Annotated in this window: 28 protein-coding genes; 12 read left to right on the top strand and 16 right to left on the bottom strand. The window is 71.4% G+C overall.

What is annotated here, in order from left to right; genetic code table 11:
* Positions 1–2 precede the first annotated feature (2 nt).
* Positions 3–254: a hypothetical protein gene (locus tag IE267_RS01710; protein WP_161248120.1), complete on the bottom strand. Its 252-nt coding sequence runs from the start codon at positions 252–254 to the stop codon at positions 3–5.
* A 1-nt stretch (position 255) separates the two neighbouring features.
* Positions 256–1,137 (bottom strand): mycothiol conjugate amidase Mca, encoded by an 882-nt coding sequence (gene mca / locus IE267_RS01715; RefSeq protein WP_189761950.1) that lies wholly within the window; start codon positions 1,135–1,137, stop codon positions 256–258.
* 127 nt (positions 1,138–1,264) lie between these two features.
* Here mca and IE267_RS01720 point away from each other — a divergent pair, with 127 nt between their 5' ends.
* The gene (locus IE267_RS01720; RefSeq protein WP_161248124.1) at positions 1,265–1,666 is read left to right on the top strand and encodes a DUF4307 domain-containing protein; all 402 of its coding nucleotides are present in this window, start codon (positions 1,265–1,267) and stop codon (positions 1,664–1,666) included.
* A gap of 238 nt (positions 1,667–1,904) precedes the next feature.
* A complete protein-coding gene (greA, locus tag IE267_RS01725; RefSeq protein ID WP_161248126.1) occupies positions 1,905–2,402 on the top strand; it encodes a transcription elongation factor GreA in 498 nt (165 codons plus the stop codon).
* A gap of 67 nt (positions 2,403–2,469) precedes the next feature.
* Here greA and IE267_RS01730 read toward each other — a convergent pair whose 3' ends face one another.
* The 3 genes from IE267_RS01730 to ilvA form a co-directional block, all read right to left on the bottom strand.
* On the bottom strand, positions 2,470–3,321 hold the full coding sequence (locus IE267_RS01730; RefSeq protein ID WP_167157369.1) for an ABC transporter permease: 852 nt from the start codon (positions 3,319–3,321) through the stop codon (positions 2,470–2,472).
* A complete protein-coding gene (locus IE267_RS01735; protein WP_167157371.1) occupies positions 3,318–4,340 on the bottom strand; it encodes an ATP-binding cassette domain-containing protein in 1,023 nt (340 codons plus the stop codon). The genes IE267_RS01730 and IE267_RS01735 overlap by 4 nt, the downstream gene beginning before the upstream one ends.
* Positions 4,341–4,488: 148 nt before the next feature.
* Complete coding sequence (gene ilvA, locus IE267_RS01740) at positions 4,489–5,718, bottom strand: threonine ammonia-lyase (RefSeq protein WP_167157373.1); 1,230 nt, start codon at positions 5,716–5,718, stop codon at positions 4,489–4,491.
* 155 nt (positions 5,719–5,873) lie between these two features.
* Between ilvA and IE267_RS01745 the strand changes: the two genes are divergently transcribed.
* From IE267_RS01745 to IE267_RS01755, 3 genes are read left to right on the top strand one after another with little or no spacing between them, the layout of a single operon-like run.
* A complete protein-coding gene (locus tag IE267_RS01745) occupies positions 5,874–6,377 on the top strand; it encodes a MarR family winged helix-turn-helix transcriptional regulator (RefSeq protein ID WP_167157375.1) in 504 nt (167 codons plus the stop codon).
* Positions 6,378–6,410: 33 nt separating this feature from the next.
* Positions 6,411–6,923, top strand: a complete 513-nt coding sequence (locus IE267_RS01750) for a sigma factor-like helix-turn-helix DNA-binding protein (protein ID WP_167157377.1) — start codon at positions 6,411–6,413, stop codon at positions 6,921–6,923.
* A 31-nt stretch (positions 6,924–6,954) separates the two neighbouring features.
* The gene (locus IE267_RS01755) at positions 6,955–7,209 is read left to right on the top strand and encodes a hypothetical protein (protein WP_189761951.1); all 255 of its coding nucleotides are present in this window, start codon (positions 6,955–6,957) and stop codon (positions 7,207–7,209) included.
* 1 nt (position 7,210) lies between these two features.
* Here IE267_RS01755 and IE267_RS01760 read toward each other — a convergent pair whose 3' ends face one another.
* Positions 7,211–8,371: a cystathionine gamma-synthase gene (locus tag IE267_RS01760; protein ID WP_189761952.1), complete on the bottom strand. Its 1,161-nt coding sequence runs from the start codon at positions 8,369–8,371 to the stop codon at positions 7,211–7,213.
* Between the two features lie 173 nt (positions 8,372–8,544).
* Between IE267_RS01760 and IE267_RS01765 the strand changes: the two genes are divergently transcribed.
* Together IE267_RS01765 and msrA are read left to right on the top strand one after the other, a co-directional pair.
* Positions 8,545–9,651, top strand: coding sequence for a hypothetical protein (locus tag IE267_RS01765; RefSeq protein ID WP_189761953.1), 1,107 nt, complete (start codon positions 8,545–8,547; stop codon positions 9,649–9,651).
* Between the two features lie 119 nt (positions 9,652–9,770).
* Complete coding sequence (gene msrA, locus IE267_RS01770; RefSeq protein ID WP_167157386.1) at positions 9,771–10,436, top strand: peptide-methionine (S)-S-oxide reductase MsrA; 666 nt, start codon at positions 9,771–9,773, stop codon at positions 10,434–10,436.
* A gap of 853 nt (positions 10,437–11,289) precedes the next feature.
* Here the strand turns inward: msrA and IE267_RS01775 are convergent.
* Both IE267_RS01775 and IE267_RS01780 read right to left on the bottom strand, forming a co-directional pair.
* Positions 11,290–11,637, bottom strand: coding sequence for a DUF1330 domain-containing protein (locus IE267_RS01775; protein ID WP_189761954.1), 348 nt, complete (start codon positions 11,635–11,637; stop codon positions 11,290–11,292).
* A 285-nt stretch (positions 11,638–11,922) separates the two neighbouring features.
* The gene (locus IE267_RS01780; protein ID WP_167157390.1) at positions 11,923–12,960 is read right to left on the bottom strand and encodes an NAD(P)-dependent alcohol dehydrogenase; all 1,038 of its coding nucleotides are present in this window, start codon (positions 12,958–12,960) and stop codon (positions 11,923–11,925) included.
* Between the two features lie 159 nt (positions 12,961–13,119).
* On the opposite strand from IE267_RS01780, the gene IE267_RS01785 reads away from it, so the two are divergent.
* Positions 13,120–13,977, top strand: a complete 858-nt coding sequence (locus tag IE267_RS01785; protein ID WP_161251449.1) for a helix-turn-helix transcriptional regulator — start codon at positions 13,120–13,122, stop codon at positions 13,975–13,977.
* A gap of 54 nt (positions 13,978–14,031) precedes the next feature.
* On the opposite strand, the gene IE267_RS01790 is transcribed toward IE267_RS01785, so the two are convergent.
* Together IE267_RS01790 and IE267_RS01795 are read right to left on the bottom strand one after the other, a co-directional pair.
* A complete protein-coding gene (locus IE267_RS01790) occupies positions 14,032–15,300 on the bottom strand; it encodes a L,D-transpeptidase (RefSeq protein WP_167157392.1) in 1,269 nt (422 codons plus the stop codon).
* Between the two features lie 244 nt (positions 15,301–15,544).
* A complete protein-coding gene (locus tag IE267_RS01795; RefSeq protein WP_229860567.1) occupies positions 15,545–15,871 on the bottom strand; it encodes a hypothetical protein in 327 nt (108 codons plus the stop codon).
* A 107-nt stretch (positions 15,872–15,978) separates the two neighbouring features.
* Between IE267_RS01795 and IE267_RS01800 the strand changes: the two genes are divergently transcribed.
* Positions 15,979–16,260: an LPXTG cell wall anchor domain-containing protein gene (locus IE267_RS01800; RefSeq protein WP_161251455.1), complete on the top strand. Its 282-nt coding sequence runs from the start codon at positions 15,979–15,981 to the stop codon at positions 16,258–16,260.
* 132 nt (positions 16,261–16,392) lie between these two features.
* Here IE267_RS01800 and hutH read toward each other — a convergent pair whose 3' ends face one another.
* The 5 genes from hutH to IE267_RS01825 all read right to left on the bottom strand — a co-directional run bounded on the left by hutH (position 16,393) and on the right by IE267_RS01825 (position 22,636).
* Positions 16,393–17,934, bottom strand: coding sequence for a histidine ammonia-lyase (hutH, locus tag IE267_RS01805; RefSeq protein WP_167159560.1), 1,542 nt, complete (start codon positions 17,932–17,934; stop codon positions 16,393–16,395).
* 356 nt (positions 17,935–18,290) lie between these two features.
* On the bottom strand, positions 18,291–19,451 hold the full coding sequence (locus tag IE267_RS01810; RefSeq protein ID WP_167157395.1) for a GGDEF domain-containing protein: 1,161 nt from the start codon (positions 19,449–19,451) through the stop codon (positions 18,291–18,293).
* A gap of 106 nt (positions 19,452–19,557) precedes the next feature.
* The gene (locus IE267_RS01815) at positions 19,558–20,346 is read right to left on the bottom strand and encodes an enoyl-CoA hydratase/isomerase family protein (RefSeq protein WP_161245046.1); all 789 of its coding nucleotides are present in this window, start codon (positions 20,344–20,346) and stop codon (positions 19,558–19,560) included.
* A 107-nt stretch (positions 20,347–20,453) separates the two neighbouring features.
* Positions 20,454–21,659 (bottom strand): adenylate/guanylate cyclase domain-containing protein, encoded by a 1,206-nt coding sequence (locus IE267_RS01820; RefSeq protein ID WP_161245047.1) that lies wholly within the window; start codon positions 21,657–21,659, stop codon positions 20,454–20,456.
* A gap of 116 nt (positions 21,660–21,775) precedes the next feature.
* Complete coding sequence (locus tag IE267_RS01825; RefSeq protein WP_189761956.1) at positions 21,776–22,636, bottom strand: biotin--[acetyl-CoA-carboxylase] ligase; 861 nt, start codon at positions 22,634–22,636, stop codon at positions 21,776–21,778.
* Between the two features lie 150 nt (positions 22,637–22,786).
* Here IE267_RS01825 and IE267_RS01830 point away from each other — a divergent pair, with 150 nt between their 5' ends.
* A complete protein-coding gene (locus IE267_RS01830; RefSeq protein WP_189761957.1) occupies positions 22,787–24,397 on the top strand; it encodes an acyl-CoA carboxylase subunit beta in 1,611 nt (536 codons plus the stop codon).
* Between the two features lie 55 nt (positions 24,398–24,452).
* Positions 24,453–24,659 (top strand): acyl-CoA carboxylase epsilon subunit, encoded by a 207-nt coding sequence (locus tag IE267_RS01835; protein ID WP_100574798.1) that lies wholly within the window; start codon positions 24,453–24,455, stop codon positions 24,657–24,659.
* Positions 24,660–24,722: 63 nt separating this feature from the next.
* Here the strand turns inward: IE267_RS01835 and IE267_RS01840 are convergent, their stop codons facing one another.
* Positions 24,723–25,958, bottom strand: coding sequence for an SGNH/GDSL hydrolase family protein (locus IE267_RS01840; protein WP_189761958.1), 1,236 nt, complete (start codon positions 25,956–25,958; stop codon positions 24,723–24,725).
* 237 nt (positions 25,959–26,195) lie between these two features.
* Between IE267_RS01840 and mmpB the strand changes: the two genes are divergently transcribed.
* On the top strand, positions 26,196–26,324 hold the full coding sequence (mmpB, locus tag IE267_RS40065) for a morphogenic membrane protein MmpB (RefSeq protein ID WP_268251518.1): 129 nt from the start codon (positions 26,196–26,198) through the stop codon (positions 26,322–26,324).
* Positions 26,325–26,328: the final 4 nt, after the last annotated feature.

Consider the following 26,328-nt stretch of genomic DNA (forward strand, 5'->3'; position numbering starts at 1 on the left):
CGTCAGCCGTTCTTCGCGGCGCCCTTGCCGGCGGCGGCCGCCGCCGGGGTCGTCTCCGCGGTCGCCGCGGACGGGTCCGGGGTCTCCTCGAAGTCGACCTTGCCCATGTGCCGGTTCATCGACTTCATCAGCAGCCACACGCCGAGGGCGAGTGCCGCGAACACGATGAAGCCGAGGACACCGGGCGTCACCTTGTCGTTGTCGATCTCGGCGGCCAGCGGGACCATGTGCGTCATTGCGAGGCTTGCGCTCATATCAGGCATTGTCGCGCACGCCCGCGAAGAGGTCGTCCTCGGGGAGGGAAGTGTCCACGAGCGACTTCGCGAGCTCGTACTCCTCGGTCGGCCAGACCTCCTTCTGGAGGTCGAGCGGAACGCGGAACCAGCCGCCGTCGGGGTCGATCTGGGTGGCGTGCGCGATCAGCGCCTTGTCCCGGATCTCGAAGAACTCGGCGCAGGGAACGTGCGTGGTCAGCGTGCGTTCGGCGCGCCCGAACTCCTTCCAGCGCTCCAGCCACTCGCCGTACGGGGACTCCATGCCGCGGCCGATGAGCGCCTCGTGCAGGGCGACGGTGCGCGGCTTGTTGAAGCCCTGGTTGTAGTAGAGCTTCTGCGGCTGGAAGGCCGGACCGAACTCGGCCTCCGGGAACTTCTCGGTGTCGGCCGCGCCCTCGAAGGCCACCATGCTGATCTTGTGGGTCATGATGTGGTCGGGGTGCGGGTAGCCGCCGTTCTCGTCGTAGGTCGTGATGACCTGCGGACGGAAGTGGCGGATGGAGCGGACCAGACGGCCGGCCGCGACGTCCACGTCCTCCAGGGCGAAGCAGCCCTCGGGCAGCGGCGGCAGCGGGTCGCCCTCGGGCAGGCCCGAGTCGACGAAGCCGAGCCACTCCTGTCGGACGCCGAGGATCTCGCGCGCCTCGTCCATCTCCCTCTTGCGGACCTCGTGGATGTGCTCCTCGATGTACTTGTCACCCTGGAGCTTCGGGTTGAGGATGGAGCCGCGCTCGCCTCCCGTGCAGGTCACGACCAGCACGTCCACCCCCTCGGACACATACTTCGCCATGGTGGCCGCGCCCTTGCTCGACTCGTCGTCGGGGTGGGCGTGGACGGCCATCAGTCGCAGCTGCTCAGTCAAGACTCGATCCTCGGTGACTCAGTAAGTGAATTCGGCGCCCTCTGTGATCGGCGCAACGGGCGGCTTCTATAGTGACCGAATCGGGGGACGGAAAATTCCGGTGACCCCCACCAGCAGGAGGACGATCATGGCCGCTGTGCGCGAGCAGCTTCCCCAGGGGCGCTACGGGCGTTCGGCGGACCAGCGCGCGGACCGCAAGCTGAAGATCGTCGGCTCGGTGCTCGCGGTCGTGCTGCTCGGCGTGATCGGCTGGATCGGTTACGACTACGTGGGCGGGCAGTCGCTCTCCGCGCAGGTGATCAAGTTCAAGGTCGTCTCGGACACCTCGGTCGAGGTGCACCTCGAAGTGACCAAGGACAAGAACGCCAGGGGGACCTGCACCCTGCGCGCCCAGCAGACCAGTGGTGACGACGTGGGCCGCGCGGACTTCCGGTTCGACGAGCCGGCCAAGCAGGTCGACAAGGTCGTCACGATCACCACGACCTCCCGGGCCACCGCCGCGGATCTGGTCGGCTGCCAGTCCGACTGAGCGGTACTTCCGGGTCGGGCCGCTGGGCCGTATGCCCCGGCCCGCCTCGCCACGTACTGCTCAAGTTATTGATCAAGGTTGACGACGCACCCGATCTGACCTGCGTTGATGAAGTTCTAGCGGTTTATGTCCTCCCCCTACGGCGCCTGAATTGTTAGGCTCGTGGTTTCGCCCACCCATCCAGGCACATGCTTTGGGGTAGGGCGCTTTGTATACCCAGTACCGACGAGGAGCACCTGTGACCCAGACCAGCGACAACGTCACCTGGCTGACCCAGGAGGCGTACAACCAGCTCAAGGCCGAGCTGGAGTACCTGTCTGGTCCCGCGCGCACGGAGATCGCCGTAAAGATCGCGGCGGCCCGTGAGGAGGGTGACCTCCGGGAGAACGGCGGGTACCACGCGGCCAAGGAGGAGCAGGGCAAGATGGAGCTCCGGGTGCGCCAGCTCACCCAGCTCCTGGAGCACGCCAAGGTCGGCGAGGCTCCCGCCGCCGACGGTGTGGTGGCTCCCGGCATGCTCGTCACGATCGCCTTCGACGGCGACCCGGACGACACCCTGGAGTTCCTGATGGCCTCGCGCGAGTACGCCTCGACGGAGATCGAGACCTACTCGCCGCAGTCGCCGCTGGGCTCCGGCGTGAACGGCAAGAAGGTCGGCGAGAACGCCGAGTACGAGCTGCCGAACGGCAAGAAGGCCTCGGTGAAGATCCTCGCGGCCGTCCCGTTCAACGGCTGACACCCGGCGCCCCCGCACGTAAGGAGCCCCCGGCCGCGCTTGAGCGGCCGGGGGCTCCGTGCGTGGGTCAGCCGGCCGCCCGGCGGTACTTGCGGACCGCCAGCGAGCGGAAGACCACCAGGATCAGCACCGACCACAGCACCGACGCGAGCACCGCGTGCTGCATGGGCCAGGCGTCCGGGGTCCGGAAGCCCGGCGGCAGGTTGCCGAAGAGCTCACGGGCCGCCTGGACGGTGGTGCTGAAGGGATTCCACTCCGCGATGTGCCGGAAGAACGTCGGCAGGTTGTTGGAGTCCACGAAGGCGTTGGAGATGAACGTCAGCGGGAACAGCCAGATCAGCCCGCCGGAGGTGGCCGCCTCGGGGGTGCGTACGGTCAGGCCGATCAGGGCGCCGATCCAGGAGAACGCGTACCCGAGCAGGAGCAGCAGGGCGAACGCGCCCAGCGCCTTCGGGATGCCGTTGTGGGTGCGCCAGCCGATCAGCAGGGCAACTCCGGCCAGGACCACCAGAGTTACGGCGGTCTGCGCCAGGTCGGCCAGGGTGCGGCCGGTCAGGACCGCGCCGCGCGCCATGGGCAGCGAGCGGAAGCGGTCGATGAGGCCCTTGTGCATGTCGTCGGCGATGCCCGCGCCCGCTCCGGCGGTCGCGAAGGTGACGGTCTGCGCGAAGATGCCGGCCATCAGGAACTCGCGGTAGCTCTGCTGCGAGAGCGAGCCGCCGACCTGGATGGATCCGCCGAAGACGTAGGTGAACAGCACCACGAACATGATCGGCTGGATCAGGCCGAACAGCACGACCTCGGGAATCCGCTTCATGCGGATCAGGTTCCGCTTGGCGACCACCAGCGAGTCCCGCACGGACCCGGCGATGCCGCCGCCCGCCCGGGGGGCCGGCGCTGCGTCGGTGATGGCGCTCATTTACCGGCCTCCTTGCGGCCCTTGGACTTGGCGGCACCGTCGGCGCCCTCGGTGTCCTCGGCGTCCTCGGCGTTCGCGGTCTCGGCCGCGTGGCCGGTCAGCGAGATGAAGACGTCGTCGAGGGTGGGGCGGCGCAGGCCGATGTCGTCGATCTCCACGCCCCTGGTGTCGAGTTCGCGGATGACCTCGGCCAGCAGCTTGGCGCCACCCGTGACCGGGACGGTCAGCTGGCGGGTGTGCGGGTCGGTCTTGACTTCGCCCTTGCCGAAGCCTGCGAGGACCTCGCGGGCCGGGGCCAGCTGATCGCTCTGGTGCACGACGACCTCGACGCGCTCGCCGCCGGTGCGGGCCTTGAGCTGGTCGGAGCTGCCGCGCGCGATGACCTTGCCGTGATCGACGACGGCGATGTCGTGGGCGAGGCGGTCGGCCTCTTCGAGGTACTGGGTGGTGAGCAGCAAGGTGGTGCCGCCGGCCACCAACTCCTGGATGACTTCCCACAGTTGCTGCCGGTTGCGCGGGTCGAGGCCGGTGGTCGGCTCGTCCATGAACATGACGGGCGGCGAGACCACGAGGGCCGCCGCGAGGTCGAGGCGCCGTCTCATGCCGCCCGAGTACGTCTTGGCGGGGCGGTCGGCGGCGTCCGCGAGGTTGAAGCGGTCGAGCAGTTCGCCCGCGCGCACCTTCGCGGCCTTGGCGTTCATCTGGTAGAGCCGGCCGACCATGTGAAGGTTCTCGCGGCCGGTCAGGTATTCGTCGACGGCCGCGAACTGGCCGGAAAGGCCGATGGAGCGGCGCACCTCGTTGGGGTGCTTGAGGACGTCGATGCCCGCGACGAACGCCTTGCCGCTGTCGGGCTGGAGCAGGGTGGTGAGGACGCGCACGGCGGTGGTCTTGCCGGCGCCATTGGGGCCGAGGAGGCCGAGGACCGTGCCTTCGGGGACGTCGAGGTCCACGCCGTCCAGAGCCGTTACGTTGCCGAACGTCTTCACCAGGCCTTCGGCGTAGATGGCGCCTGGCATGTGAGTACCCCCAGTGGTGGGTGTGACTTTCTGGACAAATCCTAGATTTTCCGGGCATGGATCGCCCGGTGGAGCCTTTGTCAAGCCATACCCTAACGCGATACATCGCGTTCTGTCAGCGGCACTGCGCACACCGCCCTCGTGGGCCCTATTCGACGACGGTGTAGCCCGCCTCCCGCAGCGCCGACGCCAGCTCGGCGCAGTGCTCCGGGCCCTTCGTCTCCAGGTGCAACTCGACCTCCACCTCCGTGAGTCCGAGCCGGGGATCGGTCCGTACGTGACTCACGTCCAACACATTGGCATCGAGCACCGACAACTCGCCGAGGAGCGAAGCCAGTGCCCCCGGCCGGTCCGTCAGACGCAGGCGCAGCGACAGATAGCGGCCCGCCGCCGACATGCCGTGCCGCAGGATGCGCTGCATGAGCAACGGGTCCACGTTGCCGCCCGAGAGCACCGCGACGACCGGCCCGCGGAACGCCCCGGGATCGCTGAGCAGCGCGGCCACCGGGCTCGCCCCGGCCGGCTCCACCACCAGCTTCGCCCGCTCCAGGCACAGCAGGAGCGCGCTGGACAGCTCGTCCTCGGAGACCGTGCGCACCTCGTCCACCAACTCGCGGACCAGCGCGAACGGAATGTCGCCCGGCCGGCCCACCTTGATCCCGTCGGCCATCGTGGGCGCGGTGTCGACGGCCACCGGATGCCCGGCGGCGAGCGAGGGCGGATAGGCCGCGGCGGCCGCCGCCTGCACCCCGACGATCCTGACGTCCGGCCGCAGCGCCTTCACCGCGACCGCGATGCCCGCCGCGAGCCCGCCGCCGCCGATCCCGACGACGATGGTGCGCACCTCGGGGCACTGCTCCAGGATCTCCAGGCCCACCGTGCCCTGCCCGGCGATGATGTCCTGGTGGTCGAAGGGGTGGATGAACACCGCCCCGGTCTCGGCCGCGTACGCCTCGGCCGCGGCCAGCGTCTCGTCGACGACCGTGCCGTGCAGGATCACCTCGGCCCCGTAGTGCCGGGTCGCGGCGACCTTCGGCAGCGGGGCGCCCATCGGCATGAACACCGTCGAGTGCACGCCGAGCAGTGACGAGGCGAGCGCCACGCCCTGTGCGTGGTTGCCGGCACTGGCGGCCACCACACCGGCCGCCCGCTCCTCGGGACGCAGCCCGGAGATCCGTACGTACGCGCCCCGCAGCTTGAAGGACCCCGTGCGCTGGAGGTTCTCGCACTTGAGGTGCACCGGCGCACCCACGAGTGACGAAAGATGGCGTGAACCTTCCATCGCGGTGGTGCGGGCCACTCCCGACAGCATCTTCTGCGCACCGCGGACGTCGTCGAGGATGAGGTCGTGCAAGGGGCCAGACGTACCGAAGCTCATGACCGCAAGTCTCGCAGCTCACACCCCTTCCGGCCGCTGGGCGGCCGATCCGCCCGGGACTTGTCCACAGCTTTGCGCACCGCCGGTACGTATGCGGGTCAGGCCGCGTACTCTGTCCCCCACCACACCGATACCCGCACGAGAGAGCCCCGGCCATGCCCCCAGTTCAGGACATGACTCCCCCGCTCGATCCCGGCCTCCTCGATGCCCTCCAGCACCAGGTGGCCGTGTTCGCCCGCCGTGCCGAGCAGACCAGGCTCGGCGGCGTCGGGCAGGTCCGCAACTCGATGGACCGGGCGGCCTATCTGCTGCTCAACCGGCTGGACCTGGAAGGCCCGATGGGCGTCAAGGCGCTCGCCGCGGGCATGGGGATCGACTCCTCGACCGTGACCCGCCAGGTCGCCCCGCTCGTCGACACCGGCCTGGTCAAGCGGACCTCGCACCCCGAGGACGGCCGGGCGGTCGTGCTCCAGCTGTCCCCGCGCGGCCAGTCCCGCCTCGAAGAGGTGCGCTCCTCGCGGCGCGAGCTGATGGCCCAGGTCACCGACGGCTGGACCGAGCACGAGCGGGAGTCGTTCACCTCGCTGCTCACGCGCTTCAACTCCGCGCTCTCGGCCCGCCAGTCGGCCGCGCAGGAGCCGTCCGCGCCGACCTCTTGACCGGGGGCTCGCGCCTGCCCTCATATGAGGCTCATGCGCGAGCGGCACTCCACCCGACACCGCCGCCGCACCCGGGAGTTCGAGGCATTCGTGGCGGGCGCGGGAGGCCGGTTGCTGCATGCCGCCACCCTGCTGACCGCCGAGCCCGTCGACGCCAACCCGCGTGCCCGGCGCCTGCTGACCTCCGCCCTCGCCGAGACGTACGCCCGCTGGCACCGGCTGCGCGGTGAGGACCCGTACGACCGCACCCGGCAGGAGCTCGCGGCCCGCTTCGCCCGCGCCGCCTGGCGCCACCACAGGCCCGCCGTCCCGGGCCTCCCCCGGCCGGCCGCCGAGACCGGGCTCCTGGCGCGGCTGACCCCGCAGGAACGTCTCATCCTGGTCCTGCGCCTGTACGAGGGCGTCGCCGAGGAGCAGACCGCGGCGACGGTCGGGCTCCCGGTGGACCGGGTCCGCGCGATCTGCACCCGGGCCGTCACCGCGATGCGCAGCACCCCGCCCGCGCCACCCGCACCCGCCGCCCCGGCCCCCGAGGTGGCCACGTGAACCGGCCCGGGGCCCCGGCACGGGAGGCCGTATGAGCACGCCCGACCGCAAGACCGCCGAGGTCCGCCACCTCCTGGAGAGCGGCGCCCACCCGGTCGTCCCCGCCGAACTGGCCTATCGCGCGGCCGAGTTGGGACTGCGCATGCTGCACAGGCGCCGCATCGTGCGGCGCCTGATGTGGCTGCTGCTGGCGGCGGCGGTGATCGTCTTCGTGGTGTGGGCCGCGACGGTCCAGCCCTGGGTGGCGCCACCGTCCACGGTGACGCCACCCGTCGACGGGCTCTAGCTCAGACCTGGCCCAGCGCCTGCTGGAGGTCGGCGAGCAGGTCGTCCGCGTTCTCGATGCCGACGGAGACCCGGACCAGGTCCGCCGGGACCTCCAGGGCCGAGCCGGCGACGCTGGCGTGCGTCATGCGGCCCGGGTGCTCGATCAGCGACTCGACGCCGCCGAGGGACTCGCCCAGCGTGAACAGCTTCGTGCGGTTGCAGACGTCCACCGCCGCCTGCTCGCCGCCCTCGACGCGGAAGGAGACCATGCCGCCGAAGGCACGCATCTGCTTGGCCGCGATCTCGTGGCCGGGGTGCTCGGGCAGCCCCGGGTACAGGACCTGGGTGACCTTGCCGTGCCGGGTCAGCATCTCGGCGACCTTGCCCGCGTTCTCGCTGTGCCGGTCCATGCGCACCGGAAGCGTCTTGATGCCGCGCAGCACCAGCCACGCGTCGAACGGCCCGGCGACCGCGCCCATCGCGTTCTGGTGGTACGCCAACTCCTCGCCGATCTCGGCCGAGTTGGCGATCAGCGCGCCGCCCACGACGTCCGAGTGCCCGCCCATGTACTTGGTCAGCGAGTGCACGACGACGTCCGCGCCGAGCGACAGGGGCTGCTGGAGGTAGGGGCTCGCGAAGGTGTTGTCGACGACGAGCTTGGCGCCGGCGGTCGAGGCGACCTCGGCGACGGCGGCGATGTCGGTGATCCCGAGCAGCGGGTTGGAGGGCGTCTCGACCCAGACGACCTTCGTGCGCGGAGTGATCGCGGCCCGCACCGACGCCGGGTCGGAGGTGTCGGCGACCGACCACTCGACGCCCCAGCGCGAGACGACCTTCGCGAACAGGCGGAACGTGCCGCCGTAGGCGTCGTTCGGGATCACCACGTGGTCACCGGGCGCGAGCAGCGTGCGCAGCAGGCAGTCCTCGGCGGCGAGACCGGAGGCGAAGGCGAGGCCGCGGCGGCCGCCTTCGAGGGCCGCCAGGTTCTCTTCGAGCGCGGTCCGCGTCGGGTTCGCGCTGCGGCTGTACTCGTAGCCGCCGCGGAGACCGCCGACGCCGTCCTGCTTGTACGTGGAGACCTGGTAGATCGGCGGTACGACCGCCCCGGTCAGCGGATCGGCGGTGTTTCCCGCGTGGATCGCGATGGTCTCGAAGCTCTTGTCGAGGTGCTCGTGGCTCATGACTCAGAGCCTAGTTCGTCGGCCCGGCGGGTTCGCCCCATCCCGGAACGGTCCAGCAGGGTCGGGTTCGCCACACGGGAGCGCCCCGGTCCGCCTTCCGCGGCACGGCCGGTCCGCCGTCGCGGGCACGGCCGGTTCGTCATATCCGGGCGCGGTCTGGTTCGCTGGTGGACATGGAGATTCTGTGGATTCTGCTCGTCCTTGCCGCACTGACCGCGCTCACCGTCCGGTTCGTGTCCCGCCGGGGCGGCGGCATCCAGCTGGCGCGGCCCGGATCGCCCGACGCCGCCGACCCGTCGGCGTACGGCTTCGCGCTCCAGGAGGAGCTCGACGTCCGCCTGCCCGGGCCGGACCAGGATCTCCTCGACGTGCTCGCGGTGGTGCAGCACACCCAGGACTGGAAGCCGGCCCAGCGCCTGCTCGCCGAGACCCCGAAGGAGGGCGAGCGGCGCTGGCAGCGCGTCCAGGCCTTCGCGGGCGCGGCCTCCCTCGAACTGGCCCAGCGCCCCGGCGTCGGCGGGGCCTGGCTGCGCAAGTGGCGCTCCGAGGCGCCGAAGGACGCGGGCGCGGCCCAGGTGCACGCGGAGTTCCTGGTCCAGCAGGCATGGCGGTCCTCGGCGGTCGGCCGCGACGACTTCCGCATCATCCTGGAGGAGGCCCGCACGGTCTGCGGCGAGGCCGCGCTGCTCGCCCCGGGCGACCCGGTCCCGTACGTCACCGAACTCGCCGTGGCCCGCGGACTCGCCTATCCACGGCCGGAGTTCGACCAGCTGTGGGCCAAGGTCATGGACCGCGCCCCGCACCACATGGGCGCGCACCTCGCGGCCCTGCACTACCACTGCGAGAAGTGGCACGGCTCGCGCGCCCAGGCCGACGAGTTCGCGACGGCGGCCGCGGCCCGCGCCCCGCACGGCTCCCTGCTCTCCGCGCTGCCCCTGTTCGCGGTGTACGAGCACACCACCGACATCGTCCTCGTGTCCGACTTCTACCGCACGGCGGTGGTGAGCCGCGCCATGGAGGGCGCCCTGCACGCCGTCCACCAGGCCCGTGCCGACGACCCGGTGCTGCCGCTGGTCCGTCACCTCCTCGTCTTCTTCCTGGTGCGCGGCGAACGCTGGGCGGAGTCGATGGACCAGTTCGTGGCCCTGGACGGCTATGTCGGCGCGGTCCCCTGGACGGTCTCCGATGACCCGGCGGCGACCTACACGCTGTGCCGGGCGCTCGCGGTCGCGGGGTACGAGGCGAACGGCGGCAGCCCTGCGACGCTGCGGCGGCCGTAGCGTCTGCCGGGGTGCGGGTGCTCCGGCGCTGTCCCGCCCGCTCGGGCTGGGCGGTGTGCGGAATCTCCGGGCCTCCCGGCGCGTTATGCCTGGGCACCCAATCTTCCGAGGAGCCCCCGATGATCTTCGGCCGCCGCACGCCCGAGCTGCCCACCCCCGAGCAGGCCCTCAAGGGACGCCCGGAGCCCGAATTCGCCCTGCCCTCCCGGCACACCGTCCTGGGCAACCCGCTGGCGGGCCCCTACCCGGCGGGCCTGGAGGTCGCGGACTTCGGGATGGGCTGCTTCTGGGGCGCCGAGCGCAAGTTCTGGCAGACCCCGGGCGTCTGGACGACCCTGGTCGGCTACCAGGGCGGCAGCACGGTGAACCCCGCGTACGAGGAGGTCTGCTCGGGCCTGACCGGCCACACCGAGGCGGTGCGGGTGGTCTACGACCCCGCCGTCGTCTCGTACGAGCAGCTCCTGAAGGTGTTCTGGGAGAACCACGACCCGACCCAGGGCTTCCGCCAGGGCAACGACGTGGGCACCCAGTACCGCTCCGCGATCTACCCCCACACCCCCGCCCAGGAAGCCACCGCCCGCGCCTCCCGCGAGTCCTACCAGAAGGTCCTGACGGGCTCGGGCTACGGCACGATCACCACGGAGCTGCTCCCCGCGGAGGGCCGCCCCTTCTACCCCGCCGAGCCGTACCACCAGCAGTACCTCGACAAGAACCCGGCCGGGTACTGCGGGATCGGCGGGACCGGGGTCTCCTGCCCGATCGGGGTGGCCAGGGCCGAGGGCTGACCGGCACCCGTCCGAGCTGATCGGCACCTTTCCGATCGCACCCGTCGACGGACCGCGGGGCACCTGCCGGAAGGCGGTGCCCCGTTCTTCGTGCCCGCCCCCCTGCCCTTCTGGAGTACGCACGGCCGTGTGGACGGGTGATGTTGTGCGGCGAAGGGAGGCGGGCGGTCGCGGGCGGGCCCGTCGTCGGAGTGAATGGCCCGGACGAGAGCTGTTCGGGCGGACGGGCGGTAGGCGTGAGTGATCCGAGGACGACCATGGGAGAAGCCGTACACCTGAGACTGCCGCACGCGCCGCCCAAACCCGCGCCCGGGTGCCCGGTGTGTGCGGATCTGGTCGCGCGCCGGCGGGCCGCCCGCGGGCGGGGGGACTTCTCGGCGGCCACGGACGCGGACGTGGAGATCCGCCACCACCCGCATCCGGGCCGGGCCCGGCGGCGCTAGCCCCGCCCGCCGACCGGGCACTGCTCCCCCGGGGCGATGGGGCCGCCGATATTCGCTGGCCGCAGCGGTCCTGAGTACGCGGGGGCCCATCCCAGCCCCGGCAGGGGCGTGGGGAACTGCACGAACGGCCCCCGACGGAGCCGCACCCGAACTCACGTCATGCGGAAGCACCCCCCTACGCCTGTGCGAGCCGAAAACCACCGCTCCCGCGTATACGAGTTCAACCGCGGACCGTGCGGGGCTGGTCGCGCAGTTCCCCGCGCCCCTAACGGGGCTCGTGCGGGACACGCCCCACAGCGCCCCGGGATCGTCGCGATCCGCGATGTGACCCCGCTGGCACACCGCGTCCACGCGCTCGTACGGGACGGCCAACTCGACGCCGCCCGGGCCCTGTTGCCCGCCGAGCGGGTCTATCCGGCGGCCGATGACCGCAGCGCCGCCGCCGTCCGTCCCGGGTCGTAGTCCGGGCCGACCCCGTCGACCAGGACCACATCGCCCGGGATGTGGTCGGCGCGCAGAGGGATCAGGGCCTGGTAGGCGGGTGAGTCGTACCAGGCCCTGGCCTTCTCGATGGTCGGGAAGCCGATGATGACCAGCGCCTCGGGCCATTCGCCCTCGCGTACCTCCAGCGGTGCGTTGTGCACCAGGAAGCGGCCGTCGAAGGGGGCCAGGGTGGACTGGATGCGCTCCACGTAGGTGAAGACCTCCTCGTGCGGGCGGGCCGGCGGGCGCAGGTTGCCGATGGCGTACGCGGTCATGGTGTCCTCCTGGTGACGCTCCTCCGTACGAACGGTCCGATCATGTCCAGGGCCGCCGGGCCGGGTCGATTACCCCGGAGGTAACGGGGGGGGGCGGGCGGACCGGGCACGCGAACGGCCCCGGAGGCAGGGGGGATGCCTCCGGGGCCGTGATCGGAGCCCGGGCCGGAGCTCGGGCCGTAGCTCGGAGCCCGGATCGTGGCTCGGGGCCCGGGCCGTAGCTCGGGGCCCGGGTCGTGGCTCGGGGCCCGGATCGTGGCTCGGGGCCATGACCCGGGAGCGGGGTCAGATCGTCGCGGTGTCGATCACGAACCGGTAGCGCACGTCGCTGGCCAGGACCCGTGCGTACGCCTCGTTGATCTGGTCCGCGCGGATCAGCTCGATCTCGGCGCCCAGGTTGTGCTCGGCGCAGAAGTCGAGCATCTCCTGGGTCTCGTCGATGCTGCCGATCATCGAGCCGGCCAGGATCTTGTTGCCGCCGATGAGGCCGAACATGTTGAGCGAGTTCGGCTCCTCGGGGGCGCCCACGTTCACGAACGCGCCGCCGGCCTTCAGGAGCGAGAGGTACGCGCCCAGGTCGAGCGGGGCGGACACGGTGGAGACGATCAGGTCGAGGGAGCCCGCGAGCTGCTTGAAGGTGTCCTCGTCGCCGGTCGCGTAGTAGTGGTCGGCGCCCAGCTTGAGGCCGTCGTCCTTCTTGCGCAGCGTCTGGCTGAGCACGGTCACCTCGGCGCCCATCGCGTGCGCGATCTTGACGCCCATGTGACCGAGGCCGCCGAGCCCGAGGATGGCGACCTTCTTGCCGGGGCCCGCCTGCCAGCGCTTGAGCGGCGAGTACAGGGTGATCCCGGCGCACAGCAGCGGGGCCGCGACGTCCAGCGGGATGCTGTCGGGGATGCGCAGCGTGTGGTCCGCGTCCACGACGATGTGCGTGGAGTAGCCGCCGTAGGCGGGCTTGCCGTCCCGGCCGATGGCGTTGTACGTCGAGACGCCGTCCTCGCAGAACTGGTTCTGCCCCGAGAGACAGGCCCCGCACGTGCCGCAGGAGTCGACGAAGCAGCCGACGCCCGCACGGTCGCCGACCTGGAACTTGCTGACGTCCGAGCCGACCTCGGTGATCACACCGGCGATCTCGTGGCCGGGCACCATCGGGAAGATGGCCTGCCCCCAGCCCTCGGTCGCCTGGTGGATGTCGGAGTGGCAGATACCGGCGTACTTGATCTCGATGAGCACGTCGTTGGGGCCCACCGGGCGGCGCTCGATGGTGGTGCGCTCCAGCGGAGCCTTGGCGGCGGGGGCGGCGTAGGCGGCGACGGTGGTCATGTGCCGTTCTCCTCAGATCTTTGGGGTACGCCCCCAGCGTGCCCGAGTTTCCGCACGTCACCCAGGCCTCTGTCCCGCCTACGACCAGCGTGCGTACCACTGGCAGGGACAGGCTCCTGGTCGTACGTCCAGGCTCCCGGGCGCGGATACTGGGTTGTCATGGACCAGCGCGCCGAACTCAGTGAATTCCTCCGCTCCCGCCGTGCCCGGCTGAAGCCGGAGGACGTGGGGCTGCCCGACCACGGGCGCCACCGCAGGGTGCCGGGGCTGCGCCGGGAGGAGCTGGCACAGCTGGCCGGGGTGTCGGTGGCGTACTACACGCGCCTGGAGCAGGGGAACGCGCAGAACGTCTCGGTGGAGGTCCTGGAGGCGATCGGGCGGGTGCTGCGCCTGAGCGACACGGAGCAGGACCACCTCACGCACGTGGCCAAGGGCAAGGCGAAGAAGAAGCGCGCCTCGGCCTGCAGGCCCCAGCAGGTGCGCCCGGCGCTCCAGCAGCTGATCGACGCGATGGAGGGCGTGCCCGCCTACATCGTCGGCCCGCGCCTGGACATCCTGGGCTGGAACCGGATGGCGGCGGCCCTGTTCGGCGACATGTCCCAACTGCCGCCGCAGGAAAGGAACCTGGCCCGCCAGGTGTTCCTCGATCCGGCGTCGCGCTCGCTGTACATGGACTGGCACAGCAAGGCCGTCGACATGGTGAGCGTGCTGCGGCTCGGCGCGGGCTGCTATCCGGACGACCCGCAACTCACTTCCCTGATCGGCGAGTTGTCGGTCAAGAGCGAGGAGTTCCGCACGATGTGGGCGGCCCACACGGTCGCCGACAAGGGGCATGGCGTCAAGCGGCTGCGCCATCCGGTGGTGGGCGAGCTGACGCTGGCGTACGAGACGCTGAAGCTGCCGGACGCGCACGACCTGTCGCTGGTGACCTTCCACGCCGAGCCGGGTTCGAAGTCGCAGGAGTCGCTGCGGCTGCTGGGCAGCTGGAGCGCCGACCAGCCGGTCCGTACGGCCTGAGAAACGGCTGCGGGGGCCCCGAAGGGCCCCCGGGCCGAGCAGGTGGCGGAACGGTCAGGCGGCGGAGCCGGCCTTCCACTGGTCCCAGCTCATGTTCCAGCCGTTGAGGCCGTTGTCCGGCTGGATCGTCTTGTCGTGCGAGTTCTTGATGACCACGACGTCACCGGTGATGGAGTGGTCGTAGAACCAGGCGGCCGTGGTGCCGTCGTCGTTGGCACCCTTGGTGTCGGACAGGCCGACGCAGCCGTGGCTGGTGTTGGCGCTGCCGAAGATGGACTTGGCGCCCCAGTAGTTGCCGTGGATGAAGGTGCCGGACGCGGACAGGCGCATGGCGTGCGGCACGTCCTTGATGTCGTACTCGCCCTTGCCGTCGTCGTCCGTGAAGCCGACCGTCGCGCCGTTCATCCGGGTCTCCTTGTACTTCTCGGAGATCACCATCTGGCCGTTGTACGTGGGGTGTTCGGGGGAGCCCGCGGAGATCGGGATGGTCTTCACGGTCTTGCCGTCCTGGGTGACGGTCATGGTGTGGGTGTTCGCGTCCACGGTGGAGACCTGGTTGCGGCCGATCTTGAAGGTGACCGTCTTCTCCTGGACGCCGGTGATCCCGTTGGAGGCCTCGACGCCGTCCAGGTCCATCTTCATGGTGACGGTCGAGTTCTCCTTCCAGTACTCCTGCGGGCGGAAGTCGAGGCGCTGCGAGCCGAACCAGTGCCCGACGACCTCCTGGCCGGAGCTGGAGGAGACGGCGATCTTGGCCTGCACGCCCTTCTTGTTGGTGATCGCCTTGTCGAAGTTGATCGACACCGGCATGCCGACACCGACGGTCGAACCGTCCTCGGGCGTGAAGTTGCCTATGAAGCTGTTCTTCGGGGACACGGTGCTGAAGGAGGCGTTCTCGTGCGCCTGCCGCGACTTGGCGTCCGTCGCGGTAGCGGTGATCTTGTACGTGGTGGAACGCTTCAGGGCCTTGTCGGGCGCCCAGCTCAGGCCGTCGGCGGATATCTTCCCGTCGACCTTGGCGCCGTCGGCCGAGGTCAGCGTCACATCGGTCAGCTTGCCCTCGGCGACGGTGACCTTGGTGTCGCTGTTGATGCCGACGTTGTCGGCACCGTTCTTGGGCGTGATGGTGATCTTGGCGTCCGAGGTGTCCTTCTCGGCGGCCTTGTCGGCCGCGGCCTGGGCCGATGACGAGCTGTCGGCCTTGGCGCCCTTGTCGCCGTCACCGTTGCAGGCAGAAAGGACCAGTACGCCGCCGAGCACCGCGCACGCCGCCGCGAGACCCTGCTTGCGGCGCTTACTCTCCGTCTTCACACGCTTCTCCATCGTTGCCGTCCCCCCGCAAGTCATCACGTCTAGAACATCAGACTGCTCGTTCCGGTTCCGCAGCGGGGGTGAATGTGGGGCACACCACGCGTCCGAGGACGGGTCGGGGCGGGACGGACAAGATCGCCGAAAGACTTCTCGTCCCACCCCGGCCTCCGCTCGGCCGCCCGGTATGCCCGTTCAGTCGCCGTCTCGTTCGGTCGTCGTCTCGTCCGGCGGCCGCCCCGGTCGGCAGCCGCCCCGGTCAGTCCTCGTCGTTGCCGTCCTCCTCGTCGAGGTCCCACTCCTCGTCGTCGGGGTCGTAGCCGACCCGCTCGCTGCTCCAGGAGGCCTGGACCAGGTCCGCGCCCGGCAGCGCCTCCACGAGGTCGATCGGGTCCACGAGGTAGGCGAGGGCCTCCGCTCCGTCTTCCCGTACCGCCGCCTCGGCATGCGTGCGTTCCTCGGGTCGCATCTCCGGGTCCTCCTCGATGCGGGCCAGCGCGGCCGCCGCCAGCTCGTCCGCGTCCTGGATCTCCAGGACCAAATCGACCCGGAGGCGCACATACCGTGATGTCTCTTCTTCGCTCATGCGGGGAGCGTAGGGCTCAAGCCGTCCTCGACTTTCCCGCGACCCGCTGCTTTCACTAGCATCAGCGCATCCCGCCAATTCGACGTACTCGCAAGGGGATCGCTCACTTGTCCGTCGCTCGTCGTCCCCTGCTCACCGCCACCGCGGCGGGCACCCTGCTCTGCGCCCTGTGGTTCGTCCCGTCCGCCAACGCGACGGACGAGCAACACCCTTCGAAGCCCCCCGCCCCCTCCGCGTACCGGGCCGACTCCGCTCCGGCCGAAGGCCCGTTGGCCCTCGCCGACACCGGCGGCGCGGACACCTCCCCCTACCTGGTCGGCGGCACGCTGTTCCTGGGGCTCGGGGCGGGGTTCGTGACGTACTCGGTGCGCAGGTCACGCCTTTGCTGACGCCACGCCTGCGCTGACCCGATCCGGGCGCCGTACCTCAACTCCCCTGCAACGCGACGGAAGTTCGCCCACGCGCAAGGGCCGCCCGGGACACGAGATCCCGGGCGGCCCTTGCGCTGTTCGCGAGGTGACTCAGGCGAGCCGGCCCGTCACCGTCTCCACGGCGGCGACCAGCCTGCCCTCGCGTACGAAGGCGTCCGCGGCGGCCAGGTCGGGGGCGAGGAAGCGGTCCGGGCCCGGGCCCTGGATGCCGGCCGCGCGGGCCGCGGCGATGGCCGCCTGCGAGGCGGGCGCGGGGGTCAGGCCCTTGCGCAGCTCGATGCCGCGGGTCGCCGCGTACATCTCGACGGCGATGATGCGGGCCAGGTTGTCCACGGAGGTGCGCAGCTTGCGCGCGGCCGACCAGCCCATGGAGACGTGGTCCTCCTGCATGGCGGAGGACGGGATGGAGTCGGCGGAGGCCGGCACCGCGAGCCGCTTCATCTCGCTGACCAGGGCCGCCTGGGTGTACTGGGCGATCATCAGGCCGGAGTCCACACCGGCGTCGTCGGCGAGGAACGGCGGCAGTCCGTGGCTGCGGTTCTTGTCGAGCAGCCGGTCGGTGCGGCGCTCGGCGATCGAGCCGAGGTCGGCGGCGGCGATGGCGAGGAAGTCCAGGACGTAGGCGACCGGGGCGCCGTGGAAGTTGCCGTTGGACTCGACGCGGCCGTCGGCCAGGACCACCGGGTTGTCGACGGCGGCGGCCAGTTCGCGCTCGGCGACGGTCAGGGCGTACGCGATGGTGTCGCGTCCGGCACCGTTGACCTGGGGGGCGCAGCGCACCGAGTACGCGTCCTGGACCCGGGGGGCCTCCTCCTCCTGGAAGTGGCCGGTCAGGCCCGAACCCTCCAGTACGGCAAGCATGTTGGCGGCGGAGGCTCCCTGACCCGGGTGCGGGCGGATGGCGTGCAGCTCGGGCGCGAGCACCTTGTCGGTGCCGAGCAGCGCTTCGAGGGAGAGGGCCGCCGTGATGTCGGCGGAGGTGTAGAGCTTCTTCAGGTCGGCGATGGCCATGCACAGCATGCCGAGCATGCCGTCGGTGCCGTTGAGGAGGGCCAGGCCCTCCTTCTCGCGCAGCTCGACGGGCTCGATGCCGGCCGCGGCGAGCAGCTCGCCCGCGGGCTTCACAACGCCGTCGGGCCCTTCGGCGTCGCCCTCGCCCATCAGCGTGAGGGCGCAGTGCGACAGCGGCGCGAGGTCGCCGGAGCAGCCGAGCGAGCCGTATTCGTGGACGACGGGGGTGATGCCCGCGTTCAGCACGTCGGCCATGGTCTGGGCGACGGAGGGGCGCACACCGGTGTGCCCCGAGGCGACGGTCTTCAGGCGCAGGAACATGAGGGCGCGCACGACCTCGCGCTCCACCCGCGGGCCCATGCCGGCCGCGTGCGAACGCACGATGTTGCGCTGCAGCTGGGCGCGCAGCTCGGGGCTGATGTGCCGGGAGGCCAGGGCGCCGAAGCCGGTGGAGACGCCGTACACCGGCTCGGGCTTCGCGGCCAGGGCGTCGACGATCTCGCGGGCCCGGGCGAGGGCGGCGAGCGCCTCGGCGGAGAGCTCGACCTTCGCGTTGCCGCGGGCCACGGCGATGACGTCCTCGGGGGTGGTCCCGGAGGTCCCCACCACGACAGTGTGCATATCCATATTCAGCACCCTACGGATTGAATCGTCGGGTGTCACTAGCTCCGAGTGCCTCCGGGGTGGGCCCCGGCCCCCTGGGGCTCCGCCCCAGACCCCCGTTCGCGCCTGAACGGCGCTCGTCCTCAAACGCCGGACGGGCTGAGGATGCCCATGCCACCGGCGCTGCCAGGGGCGCGAGGAACTGCGCGACCAGCCACGCACGACGGACGGACGACAACGGGTTAGGGGCGCGGGGAACTGCGCGAAAGGCGGGCACGGTCCGCAGCCGAAAAGGAGGTTGGGGGCGCGGGGAACTGCGCAGAACGGCCACGTGTGGCCCGCGGGCGAGGGCGGGGCCGGGGGTGGGCGGGGTGTCAGCCCCGGCCCCTGAAGCGGCGGCGGTCGTGCGGCGGCGACGGCGGCGCATCGGCGAGGCGCAGGACCGCCCCGTCCCGCCCCGCCACCACCGGCTTCGCCGAGCGCGCGGCCTTCGCGCGGTACTGGGCCGCATCCGCGAGGCGGAACAGGCGGCGGGCCGAGCGCACCTCGCCGATCGGGTCGCCCGTGGAGGCCACCCCGCACGCGACTCCCTCGCCGAGCTCCAACTCCCCCGCACGCAGACAGAGTTGCTCGCCCACGGCGACGACCTCATCGGCGGTGGGGCCGACCGCGAGGAGGCAGAACTCGTCGCCGCCGAGCCGCGCGGCCAGCGCGCCCGGCAGCATCGCCCCGCACAGGGAGAGCACCGAGCCGAAGCGTTCGAGAAGGCGGTCGCCGACCGCGTGCCCCAGGGTGTCGTTGACCCGCTTGAGCCCGTTCAGGTCGCACACGACGAGGCTGACGACGGAGTCGTCCGCCCGGTGCAGTTCGATCGCCTCGTCGAGGTGCATGTCGACGGCGCGGCGGTTGGCGAGCCCGGTGAGGGGGTCGGTGAAGGCCAGGCGCCGCACCTCTTCGAGGCGTTCGGTCTGGGAGATCCCGGCGGCGGCGACCGAGGCGAGGACCGTGGCGAAGTCCGCGTCGGCCGCGTCGAAGACGGGTGCCCCGATGGGCCGGGCCACGTACAGCTCGCCCCAGGCCCGCCCGTGCAGCACGATCGGGGCGACCACACAGCAGCCCCGGCCGCGCCTGCGCAGCGCGGTCACCCTCCCCCAGCTACCGCTGGGAGGTACCCCCACGTGGCAGTAGCCCGCCTCGCCCTCGGGCGGCGCGACGGCGGTCTCGACCCAGGCGTTGGGCTCGCCGCCGCCCGCCCAGCGCTCGTGCAGGAACTCGGTGATCTCGGGGAACTGGTGCACCGGGTACGTCTCGTCATCGGGGAACTCCTCCTCCCCGTCGGCCCGTTCACCCTCGTTCACCAGGACGCGCAGCCGCCCCAGCTCGCGCTCCCACACCGAGAGCGCGGCGAAGTTGCCACCGAGCGCGTCCCGCGCGCCGAGCGCGGCGGCACGCCAGGACTCGCGCGGCGTGTGGGCCGCGGCCATGGCCTGTGCCAGCGAAACCACGGCCCGCAGCCGGGCATCCTCTCCACCCATTTCTACAGCTTAGGTAGGTTTTGGGTGTTTTGACCCTTGGGACGCAGGACTCGTCTCGCGCACCGCGCGCTCCCGGTCCCTCCTGGCCACTCCCGGTCGCTCAGGGTCACTCCCCGGGCCACACCGGCTTCCGCTTCTCGTTGAACGCGGCCACACCCTCGGCGCGGTCCCCGGAGAACGCCACCGACCGCCACGCCGCGTCCTCGACCTCAAGACCGGCCCGCAGGTCAAGGCCGTGGCCGAGCCGCATCGCCCGCTTCGCGGCGCGCAGCCCGACGGGCGAGTTGGCCGCCATCCGCCCCGCGAGCGCGAGCGCTTCGGTGCGGGCGTCCTCGGCCAGCACGTCGACGAGCCCCAACTCCCTTGCCTCGACGGCCTCGACGCGGCGCGCGGTGAAGACCAGCTCGGCCGCCCGGGCGGCACCGACCCGGCGCGGCAGGAGCTGCGTACCGCCGCCGCCGGGGATGACGCCGACCGAGACCTCGGGCAGGCCGACCACGGCGGTCGCGTCCGCCACGATCACGTCGCAGGCGAGCGCGAGCTCGAAGCCGCCGCCGAGCGCGAAGCCGTGCACGGCGGCGACGGTCGGCATGGGCAGTTCGAGCACGCCGGTGTAGGCGGCGCGGGCGGTGGGGCGCTGGCGTACGAGCTCGGCGTCGGTGAAGGAGTTGCGCTCCTTCAGGTCCGCGCCGACGCAGAAGGCCCGCTCGTTCGTCGACGTCACCACGGTGACCCGGGCGTCGGGATCGGCGCCGAGCGCCTCGCAGGCGGCGGCGATGGAGCGGGCCATCTCCGTGGACACGGCGTTCATGGCCTTGGGCCGGTCGAGCACCAGCTCGGCGACGTACCCCTCGCGCCGCACGACGACGAACTCCCCGAACCGCTGCTCAGCCATGGCAACCCCTCCGTTAACGAACGTTACGTCGGGGTGATCCTAGGCCCGTGACCGGCGGGCCTCCAGGGTCTGTCGATGTCCCTCCCGCCGAACCGCGCGACGGGGCCCTAGGACAGGCCCTGCGTCTCCCGGCGGTGCAGGAGCCAGGGCTCCACCACGCCGAGGCCGCGGACCGGGCGCTGCCACATGGGCTGGAGCGCGAAGCGGTACTTCGCGGCCGGGACGGGCTCCTCGCCCTCCTTCTCGGCGGCGAGGGCGTCCTGGGCGGCCTGGGCCTCGGAGACGGGGGCGTCGCCCGTGCGGGCCAGCTCCTCGGCGAACGCCCCGTCGACCAGGACCGCGTCCTTGGGGGCTATCGAGGTGAGCCGGCTCGCGAGGTTCACGGTGGTGCCGAACACATCGCCCATGCGGGTCGTGACGGTGCCGAAGGCGATGCCCACGCGCAGGGCAGGCATCGTCTCGTCACCGGCCATCGTCTCGATGAGCCGCAGCGAGATCTCGGCGGCCGTGCCCGCGTCGTCGGCGGCGAACAGGACCTCGTCGCCCAGCGTCTTGATGAGCCGGCCGCCGTGGGCCGCGACCAGGTCGGCGGCGGTCGTCTCGAAGGCCTCGACGAGCTCGCCGAGCTCCTCCTCCTCCAGGCGCCGGGTGAGCCGCGTGAACCCGACGAGGTCGGCGAAGCCCACCGCGAGACGGCGGTCGACCATCTCCTCGTCGTCGGCCGCCTGCACCACGCGCCCGGTCGCGGCCGCCAGCTGGCGCCGCCACACGTAGACGAGGAACTCCTCCAGCTCCGGCAGCAGCAGCTCGACCAGGGGGTACGTGACCTCGGTACGGGTCATGCCGGGCTCGGGGGGCTCGGTGAGGCCCTCCAGGAAAGAATCGATCTGCCATTCGGCCAGCCGGGCGGTGGTCTGCCCGGTGGACCGCGCGACCTGCACCGCCATCGGCTCGCTGAGCAGCCCCGCCTCGACGAGACCGGCCAGCCGGCGCAGAGCGAGGACGTCGGCCTCGGTCAGCGCCTTGGCCTGCCCGATGTCGGCGAACCCCATGGCCCGCCAGAACCGGGACGCCAGCTCCATCGAGACGCCCGCGGTACGGGCCGCCTGGAACGGCGTGTAGCGCCGGTCGGCGCCGAGGATGAGCTGCTCCAGGCGGATGGCGAGCGGGTCGTCGGTCGGCTCGGCGGTGTGGTCGACGGCGTGGTGCGGCGTCGGGTACGCGGAGGACGCGGGTTGTGCGGGAGTGCCGGAGCCGCCGGGGCCGCTGCCGGTGCCGTCACCCGCACCGGACCGTGTCTCGTCGACGGTCACCGGCCGCCTCCTGCCCGTTGCCTGCGCACTGCCCTGCCGATCTGTCGCTGGATCGGGCTCAACGATACGGCAGGTGTGCCGTAGCTCACGTCCCGGGAGCGTGTCCTCGGCCAGGCTTACGGAGCGTCCGGGCGCAGGTGGACGATGTCGCCCGCCGCCACCGGGCGCTGCACGCCCTCCTCGGTGGCCAGGACCAGACGCCCGTCGCCGTCCACGGCCACCGCCTCGCCCCGTACCGACTGCCCACCCGGCAGCTCCGCACGCACCGTGCGGCCCAGCGTCGCGCAGGCCGCCGCGTAGGCCTCCTGGAGGCCGGAGGCCGCCGGGTCGCCGGCGGCCTCCCGCCAGGTGCCGTACCACTGCTCCAGGGAGCGCAGCACGGCGCGCAGCAGGGTGTCGCGGTCGGTGGAGACGGCGTCCGCGAGGGCGAGCGAGCCGGCGCCGGGCACGGGGAGCTCCCCGGCGCGCAGGGTCACGTTGAGGCCGATGCCGACGACGAGGCCGTCCGCCCCGGCACGCTCCGCGAGGATGCCGCCCGCCTTGCGCTCCTCGCCCGCCACGGTCAGCAGGAGGTCGTTGGGCCACTTCAGCGCGGTGTCGACACCCGCCGCCCGCTCCAGGCCCTTCGCCACCGCGACCCCGGTGAGCAGCGGCAGCCACCCCCATCGCTCGACCGGCACCGACGCCCCCGGCTTGAGCAGCACCGAGAAGAAGAGCCCGGAGCGGGCCGGCGCCGACCAGCGGCGGTCCAGGCGTCCGCGCCCCGCGGTCTGCTCCTCGGCGACCAGGACCGCGCCCTCGTCGAGCCCGTCCGCCTTGGCGGCGAGGTCGGAGTTGGTGGAGCCGGTCGCGGTGACCACGTCGAGCGAGGTCCACAGCGCGTCGGGGCGGAGCAGGGCGCGGCGCAGCGCGGTGGCGTTCAGGGGCGGCCGGTCGAGGTCGGACCAGCGGCTGTCGGAAGCGTCCGGGGGTGTCATGCAGCCAGGTTAGGCCGCAATTGCAAGGCGCCCCGGGTGTGGCAAACGCCGCACTGCCGAACCGTATCGGCGCCACTACCCTACGAGTCAGTAGCCAGCCTACGAGTCAGCAGCCAGCCACCCCGTGACCAGGCAGGGAGCCGCATCCCGATGTCCGAGCCGGAAAACGCCCAGAGCGACGCCACCGTCGACATCCACACCACCGCCGGAAAGCTCGCGGATCTTCAGCGCCGCATCGACGAGGCGACCCACGCCGGCTCCGCGCGTGCGATCGAAAAGCAGCACGCCAAGGGCAAGTTGACGGCCCGTGAGCGGGTCGAACTGCTCCTTGACGAGGGCTCGTTCGTCGAGCTGGACGAGTTCGCCCGGCACCGCTCGACCAACTTCGGGATCGAGAAGAACCGCCCCTACGGCGACGGCGTGGTCACCGGTTACGGGACCGTCGACGGCCGCCCGGTGTGCGTCTACTCGCAGGACTTCACCATTTTCGGCGGCTCGCTCGGCGAGGTGTACGGCGAGAAGATCGTGAAGGTCATGGACTTCGCGATGAAGACCGGCTGCCCGGTCATCGGCATCAACGACGGCGGCGGCGCCCGCATCCAGGAGGGCGTGGTCGCGCTCGGCCTGTTCGCCGAGATCTTCCGCCGCAACGTGCACGCCTCGGGCGTCGTCCCGCAGATCTCGCTGATCGTCGGCCCGTGCGCGGGCGGTGCGGTGTACTCCCCCGCGATCACCGACTTCACGGTGATGGTCGACCAGACCTCGCACATGTTCATCACCGGCCCCGACGTCATCAAGACCGTCACCGGCGAGGACGTCGGCTTCGAGGAGCTGGGCGGCGCCCGCACCCACAACACCACGTCGGGCGTGGCCCACCACATGGCGGGCGACGAGAAGGACGCCATCGAGTACGTCAAGTCCCTGCTGTCGTACCTGCCGTCGAACAACCTGAGCGAACCGCCGGCCTTCCCCGAGGAGGCCGATCTGGAGACTTCGGACGAGGACCGCGAGCTCGACACGCTCATCCCGGACTCCGCGAACCAGCCGTACGACATGCACACGGCCATCGAACACGTCCTGGACGACGGGGAGTTCCTGGAGACGCAGGCCCTGTTCGCGCCGAACATCATCACGGGCTTCGGCCGCGTGGAGGGCTTCCCGGTCGGCATCGTCGCCAACCAGCCGATGCAGTTCGCCGGCTGTCTCGACATCAACGCCTCCGAGAAGGCCGCGCGCTTCGTGCGCACCTGCGACGCCTTCAACGTGCCGGTGCTGACCTTCGTGGACGTGCCGGGCTTCCTGCCGGGCGTGGACCAGGAGTACGGCGGCATCATCCGCCGCGGCGCCAAGCTGATCTACGCCTACGCCGAGGCGACGGTTCCGCTGATCACCGTCATCACGCGCAAGGCGTTCGGCGGCGCGTACGACGTCATGGGCTCCAAGCACCTGGGCGCCGACCTCAACCTGGCCTGGCCGACCGCGCAGATCGCGGTCATGGGCGCGCAGGGCGCGGTCAACATCCTGCACCGCCGCACGATCGCGGCGGTCGCGGACCCCGAGGAGGCGGAGGCGACCCGCACCGAGCTGATCGCGGACTACGAGGACACCCTGCTCAACCCGTACATCGCGGCCGAGCGCGGCTACGTGGACGCGGTGATCATGCCGTCGGAGACCCGGGCCCACATCGTGAAGGGCCTGCGTCAGCTGCGCACGAAGCGGGAATCCCTTCCTCCGAAGAAGCACGGCAACATCCCGCTCTAGCCCGCACCACATCCCTGGCCCGCATTCCGCACCCCGCATTCCGCAAGGAGCCGCTGTGATCAAGGTCGTACGGGGCAATCCGACCCCGGAGGAGCTGGCCGCCGCACTCGCGGTGGTCCAGGCGCGCGCCGCGGCGACGGCTTCGGCCGCGCCCGGTGCGCCGCAGCCGCCCGAGGGCTGGTCCGACCCGGCGCGCATAGCGCGGCGCGCCCTGCCGAGGCCCGGGGCGCGCACCTGGGCCAGGACCTACTGGCCCGCGTAGGCACCACCCGGAGCGACGGCCGGACCCTCCAGCGAGGGGCCCGGCCGTCTTCGTGCGGACGCCTCACAGCACCTCGGCCAGGACCTGCGCCATGACCCGGTAGCCCGCGTCGTTGGGGTGCAGGGCGTCGCCCGAGTCGTAGGCAGGGGCGAGCCGGTCGGGGTCGGACTTCGAGGCGAGCGCCTTGTCGAAGTCGACGACCGCGTCGAACGCGCCGGAGGTGCGGAGCCAGTCGTTGACCTCGTCACTGACCCGCGCCGCGTGCGCGCCCCAGTGGTCGGAGCCCTTGAACGGGAGCAGCGTCGCCCCGACTGCCGTCAGGTCCCTGCTGTGCGCCTGCCGTATCAACTCGCGGTATCCGGCGATGAGTTCGGCGCTGGAGACGACGGGTGCGGGCACATAGGTGGGCTGCGGGACCGGGCCCCTCCTCGCCTCGCTGAACCCGATGTCGTTGAGGCCTTCGAGCACGACGACGGTTCCGACGCCGGGCTGGTCGAGCACGTCCCGCCCGAAGCGCGCGGTGGCCCGCTCGCCGTACCAGGCCGAGTCGTTGAGGACGAGGTTGCCGCCGATGCCCGCGTTGACGACGGGCCGGCCGGTACGTTCGGCCAGCGCGTCGGAGTAGCGCCGGTTCGTGCCCGGCGTCGAGCCGAAGCCGTCCGTGATCGAATCCCCGAGCAGCGCGATACCGGCGCCCGTGGAGCGGCCGCCCACCTCGACGCCGGAAAGGTAGTACCAGGACTGGCTGGACGCGCCAAAGGCACCGCCCGACACGTCCGCGCGGTGGTCACCCTCGGCCCGGTAGGTGTCCGTGAAGCCCTGCGCGTGGAAGGTGGCGGGGCCGGTCGTCCCGGCGAAGTAGAGCGTGACGGTCACCGGGTCGAGCCGGTCGAGAGCGAGCTCGGCGGCGTCGCTGCGCAGCTCCCCGTGGGCCGGGATGCTCACGGACCGCCGGCCGCCGAAGGTCAACTCCCTTACGGAGTGCGGCTGCACGGCCGCGCCCCCCGCCGCCCGGGCGACGGTCGCGCCGGTGACGACGAGCGGTGAGGTGCCGTACGCGTTGGAGAGCCGGATGCGTATCCGGTCGCCACCCTGAGTGACGCGTACGACCTGGCGGACGCTCTGCCGCGAGAAGCCCTCCTGCGACCAGTTGGGGGTGAAGCCGGTCGCGGGCAGCTGCGGCGAGGCGCCCCAGGCGGCACTCCAGGCACGCGACGAGCCGGCCCTCGCGGCCGACGGCTGCGCTGCCCCGGCGAGCAGGGCGAGGGTGGCGGCACCGACGGCCAGCGACTTGTTCATGACGTATCTCCCCAGTTCACGGCAGCCCCACGAACCCTAATGGTTCCCTGGTTCCGTTAGCAGGAACCGTAGCACTCGGCCGGACGTAATGGAACTCCGGGGCCGTTTACCAAGGGGATGGTGGGGCTCCGGATGAACCGGAGGTGCGGTGCCGGTCCGCGAAGGGTCATGTGGCACCAGACGGCGTGAGTACCCGTACTCAGGCGCGCCAACGTCCTTGGCCGCACTATCGGTTACATGCTGTGGTCAGATCCGGAGAACGAGCCCCCGAAGGAACTGCGCGACGCCCAGGCGATGATGCGCCGGGCGGGCCTGTTCCTCGCCCTCGCCATGGTGGTGGCGATGATCGTGGTCGGCATCCGCTGACCAC

Source organism: Streptomyces xanthochromogenes (assembly GCF_014650455.1).
GTDB lineage: Bacteria > Actinomycetota > Actinomycetes > Streptomycetales > Streptomycetaceae > Streptomyces > Streptomyces xanthochromogenes.